The organism is Paenarthrobacter sp. FR1, from assembly GCF_051106045.1.
Lineage (GTDB): Bacteria > Actinomycetota > Actinomycetes > Actinomycetales > Micrococcaceae > Arthrobacter > Arthrobacter nitroguajacolicus_A.
In genome coordinates, this window is the sequence record NZ_JBPFSF010000004.1 from 230,629 (window position 1) to 243,877 (window position 13,249).

The following is a 13,249-nucleotide window of genomic DNA, read 5'->3' on the forward strand; positions in this document are numbered from 1 at the left end:
CACCACCATGAATGTGTTTCTCGGTTATCTTCGTCAGACGGGCACCGCAGTGCGGTTCCTTCTTCTCGCCACAGTGGTCCTCGGGCTCCTGTACCCACTCGCGATATTCGCTGTGGGCCAGGCCGTGGTGCCCTTCCAGGCCAACGGTTCCGTGGTCAAGGACTCATCCGGCCAGCCTGCTGCGTCAGCCTTGATCGCGCAGGTGTCCGCGGATGACGCCGGTGTGCAGGACCCACGGTGGTTCCACGCCCGGCCTTCGGCTGTGGGATGGGATCCTGCATCGTCCTCGGCAAGCAACCTGGGCCCCAACGACGCCAAGCTTCTCGACGCCGTCGCCTCCAATCGCGCAGCAGTTGCCAAGGCAGAAGGCGTCCGCGAAGCCGACGTGCCGGCCGATGCCGTCACGGCCAGTGGCTCCGGCTTGGATCCACACATCTCACATTCGTATGCGGACCTTCAGGTGGCACGGGTCGCCAGCGCGCACGGGCTCAGCCCTGATGTTGTGCAGAGCCTGGTGGACAAGCACACCACCACCGGGCTCGAAGCGTTCTGGGGCCAGCCGTCGGTCAACGTGACGCTGCTGAACCTGGACGTTGCAGCGGCCAGCAATCTTGATTAGGCGTCCGTTTCCGAGTGGAAGAATGACGTTATGGCGCGGGCAACACTGAGAATCTTCCTGGGGGCAGCCCCGGGCGTCGGCAAAACCTACGCCATGCTCGAGGAAGCCCACCGACTGCTTGGCCGCGGCGAGGACGTGGTGGTGGCCTTTGCCATGCACCACGGCCGCGCCGACACCCGCGCCCTCATGGACGGTCTGGAGGTCATCCCCTCCCGAAGCATCGAATACCGTGGCAGCACGTTCGAGGAAATGGACTTGGGCGCCGTGCTGGCGCGGCGGCCGCACACCGCCATCGTGGACGAATATGCGCATACCAACATCCCGGGCACCAGAAACCTTAAGCGTTGGGAAGACATTGAGGAACTCCTGGAAGCCGGCATCAACGTCCTGTCCACCGTCAACGTGCAACATCTGGCGTCATTGGGCGATGTTGTCAGCGCCATCACGGATGTGCGGCAGGCAGAAACAGTTCCGGACGACGTGGTTCGTCGTGCCGAACAGATCCACTTGGTGGACATCTCACCGGAGCTGCTGAGGCAACGGCTGGGTGACGGCAAGATCTACACCCCGGATAAGATCGACGCCGCACTGTCCAACTACTTCCGGCTGGGCAACCTGACGGCGCTGCGTGAGCTGGCATTGCTGTGGCTGGCGGACCGGGTGGATGAAGGCCTGGCGCGCTACCGCGCGGAGAACCAGATCGAGGAAAGCTGGCCGGCGCGGGAACGGATCGTGATCGGACTGACCGGTGGCCCGGAAGGCGAAGTCCTCATCCGGCGGGCCGCCAGGATCCTCAAGCGCGTCAACGGTGGCGACCTTTTGGCGGTCCATGTCCGCGCGGCTGACGGCGTGGCTGCCGAGTCCCCGCAAGCATTGGACGCGCAACGCGTGCTCGTCCGCGATCTCGGCGGCAGCTACCACATAGTTGCCGGCGAAGACCCCGCCACAGCGTTGCTCGACTTCGCCCGAAGCGTCAACGCGACGCAGATTGTGGTGGGCGTATCGCGGCGCAAAGCCCTCGCCGGACGGCTCACGGGCGGTGTGGGTAACAAAGTGGTCAGGGACTCCGGTGACATCGACGTCCACATGGTGTCGCACCCCCTCGGAGGCCGCGGCAAGGAAACTTCGAGGCCGCGGGACCTCGGGCGGGTCCGGGTGCTGGTGGGCTTTGGCATGGCCGTTGTGGTGCCCGTCCTGCTGCAACTCCTGCTGGCGGCGAGCCCATCGCACAACATTGCGACGGCGGTTCTGGTCCAGTTGAGCGGCTCTGTTGCCGTGGCCCTGGTAGGAGGCCTGTGGCCGGCCTTGCTGGGTGCGCTCTGGAGCAGTGCCCTGGTGAACTTCTTCTCGGTACCTCCCCTTGGCACCCTCACCATCAGCGATCCGCAAAACCTGTTGGCGCTGCTGGTCTTTGCAGGTGTCTCCTCTGCAGTGGCCGTGGTGGTGGACCTCTCCGCCCGGCGGTCCAAAGAGGCCGCCCGTGCCCGCTCGGAGGCCACCACCCTGGGTGATCTCACGCGTGGAGCCACCACGTCCGAGGACGCCGTAGTGGGACTGCTGGAACAGGCTGTGGATGTCTTCCGGGTCCGCAAGGCTGCCCTGTACGAGTCCACTTTCAACGACGATGGCTGGCGACTCGTCGCGGCAGCCGGAGAAGAATCCCCCGGTGAGGGCGAAAACATCGAACAGATCGACGCCACCACGCGATTGGTCCTCACTGGCAGGGTGCTCCCTGCCAGCGATCGCCGCATGATCGGAGCCTTCGGTTCACATCTCTCGGCCCAGCTGGAACGCCGGCAGTTGGCCGCGAGTCGTCGTGAAATGGTGCGATTGGCCGAAAGCAACACCATGCGGACCTCCATTCTCCGTGCTGTTTCCCACGACCTCCGCACTCCTTTGGCGGGCATCAAGCTGGCCGTCGGCGGCCTGAGGCAACCTGGAGTCCACTACACGGAACAAGAGGAACAGGAGCTCCTGGCCACCATCGAAGAATGCTCGGATCGCTTGGACGTGCTTGTGGGCAACCTGCTGGATATGTCCCGTATTACCTCCGATTCCGTGAACGCCCTGATCAAGCCGACCCGTTGGTTTGACGTCATTCCTGCAGCACTCCACGGGATCCCGGAGGGAAGGGTCCGCGTGGACCTCCAGCCCAACATGCCGGAAGTTGACGCGGATGCCGGAATGCTTGAACGCGTTGTGGCCAACATCGTGGAAAATGCCGTGAAGTACGCACCGAACTCCGACATCGTGGTGGTGGGCAGCGGCGGTGGGCTGAGCAACACGACTCTGGACGGGCAGCCCGCCAGTGAATTGCGGATCATCGACCACGGCCAAGGAGTCCCGGCAGCCAGCGTGCTCCAAATGTTCCAGCCCTTCCAGCGACTTGACGACGTGCCAGCCTCCACGGGGGTTGGCTTGGGCCTTGCCGTGGCCAAAGGCTTCACCGAGGCGATGGGCGGCACCCTCACGGCCGAAGAAACCCCCGGTGGCGGACTCACCATGGTGATCCGGCTTCCGTTGTCCACGGGCGTGTACTCCCTGCCCGTCCCGAAGGGCCCTAGTGAACGGCACCCGGCATGAGTAGCGTCCTGGTAGTGGACGACGACCCCCACATTGTCCGGGCACTTGCCATCACCCTCAAGGGGCACGGATACACGGTGACCACCGCCTCGGATGGAGAATCTGCACTTCTCGCGGCTGCACAACGGCCCGCCAAGGTGGTCATCCTTGATCTGGGCCTGCCGGACATGGACGGCACAACGGTGATCACGCGGCTCCGCGAGTGGAGCAACGTACCCATTCTGGTCCTGTCGGCCCGGCATGGCTCCAGTGACAAAGTTGAAGCGTTGGACGCCGGAGCGGATGACTACATCACCAAGCCTTTCGGCCTGGATGAACTGTTGGCCCGGCTCCGGGCCATCCTGCGGCGCACCACCGAATCAACCGAAGAAACCACCATGATCGAGACCAGTTCGTTCACCGCGGACCTGGCGAAAAGGCAAATCACCAGGTCCGGCCAGGATGTCAGGCTGACACCCACAGAGTGGAGCATCCTGGACATCATGGTGCGTCATCCGGACAAGCTGATCACCCAGCAACAACTCCTTAGCGAAGTCTGGGGCCCCGCTTACGCCAAGGAAGCCAACTATCTCCGCGTGTACATGGCCCAACTCCGCCGGAAACTGGAAGTTGACCCGGGCACCCCGCGTCACTTCATCACCGAACCCGGGATGGGCTACAGGTTCGTTCCGTAAACAAAAGCCGCCCACCGCCGTCGATGAAGCACGACGACGGCAGGCGGCATATGCGCGGAACGGCGCCTTAGAGGTTTTCCACCAGCGAGACGTCGCGTACGGCGCCCTTGTCCGCGGACAGAGCCATGGCGGCGTAGGCGCGCAGGGCCGGGGACACCTGGCGGTCGCGGTTCTTGGGCTTGTAGCCACCGTTGACCTCGAGCTTTTCGCGGCGTTCGGCGAGGATCTCATCGGAAACATTCAACTGGAGGGAGCGCTGGGTGATATCGATGCTGATGATGTCACCGTTCTCCACCAAGGCGATGGCGCCGCCGGAGGCAGCCTCCGGGGAAATGTGCCCGATCGACAGGCCGGAGGTACCGCCGGAGAAGCGGCCGTCCGTGATGAGGGCGCACTTCTTGCCCAGGCCGCGGCCCTTGAGGAAGCTCGTTGGGTACAGCATTTCCTGCATGCCCGGGCCACCCCTGGGGCCTTCGTAGCGGATGACCACCACGTCGCCTTCCTTGATGGTCTTGTTCAGGATCATTTCCACGGCTTCGTCCTGCGACTCGCACACTACGGCGGGCCCTTCGAAGGTCCAGATGGACTCGTCGACTCCGGCGGTCTTCACCACAGCGCCGTCCACTGCCACGTTGCCGCGCAGCACAGCGAGGCCACCGTCCTTGGAGAACGCGTGCTCCACGGAACGGATGCAGCCGCCCTCTGCGTCGGTGTCCAGGGAGGTCCACTGGTTCGACTGCGAGAACGCGGTGGAGGAACGGACGCCGCCGGGGGCCGCGTGCCACAGCGCCTGCGCTTCCTCGGTTGCTTTGCCACCGCGGATGTCCCAGTCGTCCAGCCAGCCGTCCAGGTCCGTGGAGTGCACGGAGTGGACGTTCTTGTGCAGGAGGCCGCCGCGGTTCAACTCACCCAGCAGGGCGGGGATGCCACCGGCGCGGTGTACGTCCTCCATGTAGTAGGTCTTGTTTCCGGCGACGTTCGGGGCCACCTTGGCCAGGCAGGGCACCTGGCGGGACTTGGCGTCCATCTCGGCCAGTCCGTACTCCACGCCGGCTTCCTGGGCTGCAGCCAGCAGGTGGAGGATGGTGTTGGTGGAGCCACCCATGGAGATGTCCAGGGCCATGGCGTTGTCAAAGGCCTCAGCGGTGGCAATGGAGCGCGGCAGCACGGAGTCGTCGTCGCCGTCGTAATAGCGCTTCACCAGCTCGACGACGGTGGCGCCGGCCTTCTCATACAGCGCCTTGCGGGCGGTGTGGGTGGCGAGCACGGAGCCGTTGCCCGGCAGGGCCAGGCCGATGGCTTCGGCGAGGCAGTTCATGGAGTTGGCGGTGAACATGCCCGAGCAGGAACCGCAGGTGGGGCAGGCGTTCTCTTCGATGAGGTTGATGTCCTCGTCGGAGATGGATTCGTCCACGGCGTCGGCAATGGCGTTCACCAGGTCCAGGGAGCGCACGGACCCGTCGGTCAGGGTCACGCGGCCGGCCTCCATGGGGCCGCCGGACACGAAGACAACCGGAATGTTCAGGCGCAGCGCGGCCATGAGCATGCCGGGAGTGATCTTGTCGCAGTTGGAGATGCAGACCAAGGCGTCGGCGCAGTGTGCGTTGACCATGTACTCGACGGAGTCGGCGATCAGGTCGCGGGACGGCAGGGAGTAGAGCATGCCGGAGTGGCCCATGGCGATTCCGTCGTCCACGGCGATGGTGTTGAATTCGCGGGGAACAGCACCGGCGGCGAGGATCGCGTCGGAGACGATCCGGCCCACGGGGGCAAGGTGGGTGTGGCCGGGGACGAATTCCGTGAAGGAGTTGGCGACGGCGATGATCGGCTTGCCGATGTCCGTGTTGGCGACGCCGGAGGCGCGCAGCAGCGCGCGGGCGCCGGCCATGTTGCGGCCATGGGTGACTGTTCGTGAGCGTAGTGCAGGCATGATTACCATCCTGCTGTGTCTGTGCACGGCGTGGAAGACGGCGCTGCTACTAGTAGTGAAAGTACCAGAGTAATAGTGTTATCAGAGTGAAAGATGAAAGACGCAAGGAGTTGGGTCTCTACCTCAGGACCCGCCGCACCCAAGCCCTGCGATCGGACTACGGGCTGCCGCCTGTAGGCCGTAGCCGCGAGCGCGGCCTCCGCCGGGAAGAGATCGCTTTCCTCTCCGGAGTCAGCGTTACCTGGTACACCTGGCTCGAGCAGGGCAGGGATATCAGCCCATCACGGCAGGTCCTGGAATCCATTGCCCGCGCTCTGCATCTCTCCGACACCGGGCTGAGCTATGTGCTGTCCCTGGGCGGTTACTCGTCCGCCCCGCCCAAGGGCCCCGTGGCCGCCGATGCTCCCGCCCACGTCCAGCGACTGCTCGAGGCACTCGACCCCAACCCCTCCTACGCGTTGTCCCCGGACTGGGGCATTGCCGGTTGGAATCGCGCCTATGAGGCGCTGTACCCCAACATCGGCACCTTCGACGCCTCGGACCGGAACCTCCTCTGGCTCGTGTTCACCGATCCCTACATCCGTGATCTGCTCCCCGACTGGGACGTCACCAGCAAACGGTTCCTTGCCGAATTCAGGGCGGAGACGGGGCAGCGACTGGGAGATCCGGACGTCGAATACCAAGTGGAGCGGCTCAAGGAAGCCAGCCCGGAATTCCAGGAAAGCTGGGAGCGCTACGACATCCTGGGCTTCGAGTCCCGCGAGCGCCAGTTCCACCACCCCGCCGTTGGCGTGCTGCACCTCGAGCACCATCAGGTGTCGCCGTCGGACCGGCCGGACCTTCACATCGTGGTCTACACCCCGGCGCCCGGCAGTGATGCGGGGGCACAGATGCAGCGGTTGCTGGGGATCTGACGTCAACAGGTCCCGGTCTTAGCTGGGCTCCTTCGGGTTGACGACGAAGTTTGCAGGCACCGATGCGATGCCATTTGCCTGGACCACCACGTAGTGCTGCCCTGGGTAGTACGTGCGGGTTGTGATGGGGCGGAAGGAATGTGACTTGGTGACAGTGACCGTCTCACCGGGTGCGATCCGGCGGGATGTGAGCTTGAAAGTCTTGGCGCTTACCGTTCCGTTGGCGCGCTGGAAACCGATGGAATAGTCAATCGCTGCCGTTGCGGGCTCGGAGCCCTCATTCGATACCTCCGCTGTGAATTCCACGGTTCCGTCCCATGGGATGGCCGCGTGGAGGATCCGGGGCTCCATGACCACGAGCCGGCCACCCGAGTAGCCAAGGAGCGCGAGTGCCTCTGGGTTGCCTTGTTTGACCAGGGTCCTGAGGCCGTGACGGACAACCTTGGCCGTGGAGGCATCCGGCTTCCCTGACCAACGGCGCGCCGTGGCCACCACCAGCAGTGGATCAATCCGGCTTAGATCGTTGAGATGGTTTGCCGCGGACCGGCGAACGTAGTCGGAATCGTCCTGGAACGTGGCATCGAGGATCCCCTGAGTCGCCGCTGGATTGGCCACCAGCCAAGGAACTCTCTTTGCCCATGGCAGGTAGGCCCGGGAGCCCTCCGTTGCGAGTCGGCGGACGTTGTGGTCGTGGTGGGTCGTCCACGTTTGCATGGTCGCGATGGCTCGTTCCGGCCGGGCAGCTATGAGGTCACGGATGGCGAACTCTCCAGTGAGCCGGACAGTCAGGCGGGAAAGCACGGCGAGTGCGGCGTCGAAGTCGTCGGGTGCCCCGGATTGGAGGGCCCTGCGGGTCACCACTTCGGAAGCCGGCCAGACCATCCACCCTGTAAACCGAGGGTCGTCGAGGGCATCGAGAAAGATCTGCTCAACCGAGGAGTAGCCTGCCGGAAGGTCTTGGAGCAGCGCGTCCCTGACGACATCTACGCGCTGCCGGAGGCGTTGCCCGTCAAGGGACTGGCGTGAGAGCTCCATTGTTGGCAGGTCCACGCCGGGCCCGGTGCCCATGAGGATGGACCGCAGTTCGCTCACCACACTGGAATTGATCAGCTCATCCATCGCGCCCATATTTTCTCCTTCGCCGGTGCTGTCATCGTAGGCGATGGGACGGACACCCAAGATGCGCACAAGAGCGTCAGGCATGGCGCAGCGCGATGAGTAAGCGCACTATGGGGGGATGAACGCCTCCAGCGCCGATGGTTGGGCGCAGGGAGGTTCCGGTAGCTTCGGGCCTGGCCTGCACCCCTGGAGCCGCTATGTGGCGATGGGCGACTCGTTCACCGAGGGCGTGGGTGATCCCGAGCCGCGCAGCCCCGGCGGCCTGCGTGGCTGGGCGGACCGGGTGGCAGAAGAACTGAGCGTCGGACACCCGGATTTCGCCTATGCGAATCTCGCCATCAGCGGCCGGTTGCTCCGGCAGATCCTCGATGAACAAGTGGCTCCGGCACTGGCCCTGCAGCCCGATCTGATCACCCTCAACGCCGGTGGCAATGACCTGCTCTTCCACAGGACCGATCCGGACAAACTTGCCTTGGAGTTGGACGCCGGGGTGGGGACCTTGGCCACCACAGGGGCGACCATCCTGCTGTTTACCGGTCCGGACTGGGGCGCCACGCCGGTGCTCGGCCGCACCCGGGGCAAGGTGGCGATCTACAACGAGAACATCCGGGTGGTGGCCGCCCGGCATGACGCCATAGTGGCGGATCTGTGGGCGTTGCGTGAGCTCACGCACCCGCAGATGTGGGACGCGGACAGGCTTCACTTCTCCCCGTTGGGCCAGCACGCCATCGCCATCATGGTCCTCAACGCCCTGAACGTCCCGCACTCCCTCGAACCAAAGACCCCCAAGATGTGGCCGGCGCGGAGTTGGCGAGGGGCAAGAACGGACGACATCATCTGGGCCCGTGAGCACTTGGTCCCGTGGGTACTCAGGCGGCTCACCCAGAGGGCTGATGGGGACCGGCAACCCAAGCGACCGGAACCAGGACCGGTCTTTGGGGCCGGCATGCCTCCGGGGACCTACGTTGGCCACGATCCCCGCACCATCGTTGAACCGGACGGCTCTCCATAAATTGGCCTGATTGGGTGCCCGCGCATATGCAGTCCGTCACCCTTTGCCGCGCCTGTGGTGGTGTCGACAGGATCGACGCTAAAATTTCACTTGCCGCAAGTACAAGCTCTTGGGCATCAACCGCGCTCCTTTTCTTGAAGCGCCATACCTTGAGTGGGGGAACCGACCAGTCATGACGACAGGCAGCACCCCCGGTCCCGGTACTTCTCCAGCGACCAACGAATCATTCTCCCCCGCTACCAAGGCCGCAAAGCCTGCAGCCACCGCGGGAAAGCCCGTGGCGTATCCTGCAATCTGGCAAGGATTCCTGGGTTCCCTGTTCATGTTTGCCGGATCCATTGGCATTGGATGGATTGCCAACGGATCCCCCATGATCCGCCACCCCATAGTCATTGCCCTGCGCACCGAGGGTTGGGGCGTGACGATCTCAGCTGTCCTCCTGACCGTGGGAGCCATGCTGCTGGTCCGCTCGTGGTTGCGGTTGGGTCAAAGGATGGGCAGCTGGGAAGGGAATTCCCTCAAACCTATTGTTGCCGCGATTGGAGCCTGGTCCCTGCCGCTCCTTTTCGCCGTGCCTGTCTATTCACGGGACGTTTACGCGTACATAGGCCAGGGCCGGTTGATGATGGAGGGGCAGAATCCCTACGACGTCGGCATCTCAACACTGAGCAACTGGTTTTCCCTCGGCGCAGATCCAGCATGGGCGGAAGCCCGAACCCCGTACGGGCCCTATTTCCTGTGGATGGCGCACGCCGTGGTTGGCATTACGGGCGCACAGCCGGACGTATCCGTGCTGTTGTTCCGGCTCCTGGCAGCAGGCGGAGTGCTGTTGTGCGTCCTGTACGTGCCCAAGCTGGCCGAACTCCACGGAATCAACGGCGCCCGCGCGCTGTGGATTGCCGTAGCCAACCCGCTCTTCCTCATCAGCTTTGTTGCCAGCGCCCACAACGATGCCCTGATGGTGGGCCTGGCTGTGGCAGGCACGTACTTCGCCGCCACCAAACGGCCGATCCTGGGCATCCTTTTGGTTACCGCTTCCATTGGGATCAAACCGGCCACAGTGCTTTTGCTGCCATTCATTGGACTCATGTGGGCGGGCGCTGGAGCGTCGTGGCCGCGCAAGTTCGGCATCTGGGCCGCCACCGCGGGCATCAGTTTCGCTGTATTGGCAGTCAGTGGACTCCCTTACGGGCTGAGCATGGGCTGGGCATGGGCCATCACCGATCCAACGCCCGGGTTCACAGGCTACTCACCGTCGGGCTTCCTGGGCCAACAGATAGAGTTCCTCGGCAACGCCTTGGGGCTGCCGGGCAACGCGATGGCAGACATCCTGCGCGCAGCCATGAAGTGGGGCGCCGTGGGGCTGGTCCTGCTGTTGATGTTCCGGGGAGACCATTCCCACGTGGTGCGGCGCATGGCGCTGGCCTTCGCAGCCATGGTGCTGCTCTCCCCGATCATACAGCCGTGGTACATCCTGTGGTTCGTACCGTTCCTTGCCGTGACGGGGATCAGGGACGATTGGCAGATGCGGTGCCTCTACGTTGGCGTGACCTTCTTTGTGGTGTTCGGCGCGCAGGACCAGCTGTCGGTATGGTCGTTCGTTGAGGTCTCCGTAGACTTGTCATCCCTGGCGTTCGCCATTGCCCTGCTGTTCGCGTTCTACCTGGTGTTCCTGGACATCCATACACGCAGGCTGCTGGTGCAAGGGAAGATATCGCGCTGGGTGGGGCAGACCGACCGGCGGTTGCTCCACCGGCCCCCGAACCTCCGCTAAGCTCCGAACCTCAGCTACAGGGCTTTCTGCTCCACCGGTTTGCGTCGTCCCAGCTCCACGGTCCGTTGCACCGACCACCACAGCAGCACCACCAGCAGGACATTCCGGGTGGTGAGCACAGCGGCCATGACCGGGTGCGCGTGGATGAGCGGGGTGTAGAACAGCGGATAGATCACGAACGTGGTCATGGCAATGGCCATCAGCAAGGTGGCAGGCACCTTCCAGCGGTTCCAGTCGTGGGTCAGGCCGGCGACGATCACCGGGGCCAACCAGATGATGAACTGCGGCGAACCCACCTTGTTGAACACGATGAACGCCGTGGTCATCATCAGTGCACCTTCAAGGAAAAGTTCCTCGCGCTCCGCACCGCGGTTGAGCGCACGGATCAGCAGGATCGCACCGGTGATCGCAGCCACAATCAGCAGTGGCTGCATCAGGAACGCTGCGACGTCGGCGCCGGGCCCGTAGACCTCCGTGGAGTTGATGGCTACGTTGTCGGCCATCTTGGAACCGGCGATGTTGAAAACGCTGAGCCATACCCAAGGAGTGGAGAACGTTGCCTCCAGTTGCATGCCGCGTTCGCCCTGGTTGATCAGGAAGTCCAGGATGTGGCTGAAGCCACCGGTGAGGTACGTTCCGAAAGCCACGACGGCGGTGACGCCCGCCCCGGCGGCGACCATCTGGAGTCGGTTACGGCTTGCGATGATCATCGGCGCCAGGACCGCTGCGGGCCATACCTTGATCCACGTCGCTACGCTCAGCAGGACGGAGGCGATCACTGGCCGTTGGGCGGCACACAGCAACGCGATCAACACAATGGGCGCTGTGATGCCCTCAACACGGGCAAAGCTGAGGTAGCCCATGAACACGGTGAAGAACAGCAACCACCATGCCGGCGCAATCCCGCTGACCCGCCGGGGCCCCCGCGTCAGGTACCAGAGCCCCAGCGCGTTGAGGGCCGTGATAATCAGCGTCCACACCAACAGGTACAGGTCCGGTCCGGCAATGCCGGCCAGGAAGATGGGGATCTGTGCCAGGACCGGGTACACCCAGGGGCTGATCTTTCCCGTGAGGCTTTCCGGGTGGTAACCCTCCATGGCCCACTGGCGGTACTGCTCAGTGTCGCTGAAGGTATCGCCGTGGAGGAAGAACGAGGCCATCCAGCACAGGAAGAAGATGTGCACGGCGGCAAAACCCCACCACACGCTGGCGGGCCGGGCGAACCACTCTACGACTGCAGGTGGCAGGACGCGGCTGCGGATACGGACCAGTCGGTCGAAAAACGTCGCGGAAATCTTACGGCTCCTTGACCACTGGCTGGGCCACAGGGGACGGCTTCCTGCCCAGCGAATACAAACGGCGGGCGGACCAGAAGAGGAGCACCACCAGCAGCGCATTCCGGATGGTCAGTACTAGCGCCATCCAAGGATTGTTGTGGCTCAACGCATCGTAGAACAGCGGGTAGATGAAGAACGTGGCGCCGGCGATGGCAATCAACATGGTGGCCGGGACGCGCCACGCTTTCCAGTTGTGCGCCAGGCCCACAGCCACGGCCGGGGCAAGCCACACCATGAACTGCGGTGATCCCACTTTGTTGAACACGATGAAAGCGGTCACCAAGGTGAGGGCACCCGACAGCAGGAGTTCCGTGCGGTCCACGCCTCCGCTGAGCTTTCCCTGATGGAGCGCCCAGAACGTCAAACCGGCCACGGCGGCCGCAGCCAGCAGCAGCAGGGGCTGCATCAGCACGGACATGAACGCCGTGCCGGGCCCGTCAACCTGCATGGAGTTGATGTCGGTGTTCATGTACATGCGGGAATCACCGATCCCCAAGACCGACAACCACAGCCAAGGCGTGGTGAACGTGGCTTCAAGCTGCATGCCGCGATCGCCCTGCTGTGTCAGGAAGTTCAGCAACTTGGGGACGGCACCTACGGTAGCCGCGAGCGCCACCACAACCGCCGTCGTCGCGATTCCTGCGGCCACAACGAGCAAACGGTTCTTGACCACGGCGAACAAGGCCAACATGACAGCAGCGGGCCATACCTTCATCCACGTGCCAATGCTCAGCAGGACGGACGCCACGAATGGCCGGGCCACACCATAGACCAGTGCCACGAGGACGATGGGAGCCGTCAAACCATCAACGCGGGCGAAGCCAAGCCAGCCCATCAGGAGGACGAAGCTCAACCACCACCATCCGGCAGGGATGGCTTCACGGCGCCGGCCGCGGTCAGTGAGTTTGAGCATGGCCCAGCCGTTGAGGACGGTGGTCAGCAGTACCCAGAGGAAGAAGAAAGGCCCGGGGCCGGCCACTGCGGCCAACCCCATGGGAATCAGGGACAGGATGGGATAGACCCAGGGGCTCGGGCCACCTGAGAGGTTGGCGTCGTTGAAACCAGCCAACGCCCATTCCCTGTAGATAAAGGTGTCGCTGAACGCTTCACTCCTGAAGGACAGCAGCGCTGCGAACACCAAGAATCCCAGGTGCACAACGATGAAGCCCCACAACAGACCCTTCGGGGAATTGATGCGTGCCGCCAACCTCGCTGGGATTGTTCTACCGCGAATTTCCGCGAGCATGCTGAAAAAACTATCCATCAACGTGGAACTTCCTTGCTAGG

At 63.7% G+C, this 13,249-nt stretch carries 10 protein-coding genes; 6 read left to right on the plus strand and 4 right to left on the minus strand.

Annotated elements, in window-relative coordinates; all coding sequences use genetic code 11:
• Positions 1-7 precede the first annotated feature (7 nt).
• Genes kdpC through ACR30Z_RS10015 form a run of 3 tightly spaced genes read left to right on the plus strand, consistent with a single transcriptional unit; the run spans position 8 to position 3,876 of the window.
• Complete coding sequence (gene kdpC, locus ACR30Z_RS10005) at positions 8-619, plus strand: K(+)-transporting ATPase subunit C (RefSeq protein WP_434372394.1); 612 nt, start codon at positions 8-10, stop codon at positions 617-619.
• Positions 620-649: 30 nt separating this feature from the next.
• Complete coding sequence (locus ACR30Z_RS10010; RefSeq protein ID WP_434372396.1) at positions 650-3,202, plus strand: ATP-binding protein; 2,553 nt, start codon at positions 650-652, stop codon at positions 3,200-3,202.
• Positions 3,199-3,876: a response regulator gene (locus ACR30Z_RS10015; protein WP_434372398.1), complete on the plus strand. Its 678-nt coding sequence runs from the start codon at positions 3,199-3,201 to the stop codon at positions 3,874-3,876. The genes ACR30Z_RS10010 and ACR30Z_RS10015 overlap by 4 nt, the downstream gene beginning before the upstream one ends.
• Positions 3,877-3,943: 67 nt before the next feature.
• Here the strand turns inward: ACR30Z_RS10015 and ilvD are convergent, their stop codons facing one another.
• Positions 3,944-5,806 (minus strand): dihydroxy-acid dehydratase, encoded by a 1,863-nt coding sequence (gene ilvD, locus ACR30Z_RS10020; protein WP_434372400.1) that lies wholly within the window; start codon positions 5,804-5,806, stop codon positions 3,944-3,946.
• 86 nt (positions 5,807-5,892) lie between these two features.
• On the opposite strand from ilvD, the gene ACR30Z_RS10025 reads away from it, so the two are divergent.
• The gene (locus ACR30Z_RS10025) at positions 5,893-6,720 is read left to right on the plus strand and encodes a helix-turn-helix transcriptional regulator (RefSeq protein ID WP_144652011.1); all 828 of its coding nucleotides are present in this window, start codon (positions 5,893-5,895) and stop codon (positions 6,718-6,720) included.
• A gap of 18 nt (positions 6,721-6,738) precedes the next feature.
• Here the strand turns inward: ACR30Z_RS10025 and ACR30Z_RS10030 are convergent, their stop codons facing one another.
• Entirely contained in the window at positions 6,739-7,923 is a 1,185-nt protein-coding gene (locus tag ACR30Z_RS10030) for a hypothetical protein (protein ID WP_434372402.1), read from the minus strand.
• Positions 7,924-7,957: 34 nt separating this feature from the next.
• Here ACR30Z_RS10030 and ACR30Z_RS10035 point away from each other — a divergent pair, with 34 nt between their 5' ends.
• Complete coding sequence (locus tag ACR30Z_RS10035; RefSeq protein ID WP_144652013.1) at positions 7,958-8,851, plus strand: SGNH/GDSL hydrolase family protein; 894 nt, start codon at positions 7,958-7,960, stop codon at positions 8,849-8,851.
• A 172-nt stretch (positions 8,852-9,023) separates the two neighbouring features.
• A complete protein-coding gene (mptB, locus tag ACR30Z_RS10040) occupies positions 9,024-10,625 on the plus strand; it encodes a polyprenol phosphomannose-dependent alpha 1,6 mannosyltransferase MptB (RefSeq protein ID WP_434372405.1) in 1,602 nt (533 codons plus the stop codon).
• Between the two features lie 14 nt (positions 10,626-10,639).
• Here mptB and ACR30Z_RS10045 read toward each other — a convergent pair whose 3' ends face one another.
• Together ACR30Z_RS10045 and ACR30Z_RS10050 are read right to left on the minus strand one after the other, a co-directional pair.
• The gene (locus ACR30Z_RS10045) at positions 10,640-12,022 is read right to left on the minus strand and encodes a glycosyltransferase 87 family protein (protein ID WP_434372406.1); all 1,383 of its coding nucleotides are present in this window, start codon (positions 12,020-12,022) and stop codon (positions 10,640-10,642) included.
• The gene (locus tag ACR30Z_RS10050; RefSeq protein ID WP_434372408.1) at positions 11,922-13,226 is read right to left on the minus strand and encodes a glycosyltransferase 87 family protein; all 1,305 of its coding nucleotides are present in this window, start codon (positions 13,224-13,226) and stop codon (positions 11,922-11,924) included. Before ACR30Z_RS10050 ends, ACR30Z_RS10045 begins: the two co-directional genes overlap by 101 nt.
• Positions 13,227-13,249 lie beyond the last annotated feature (23 nt).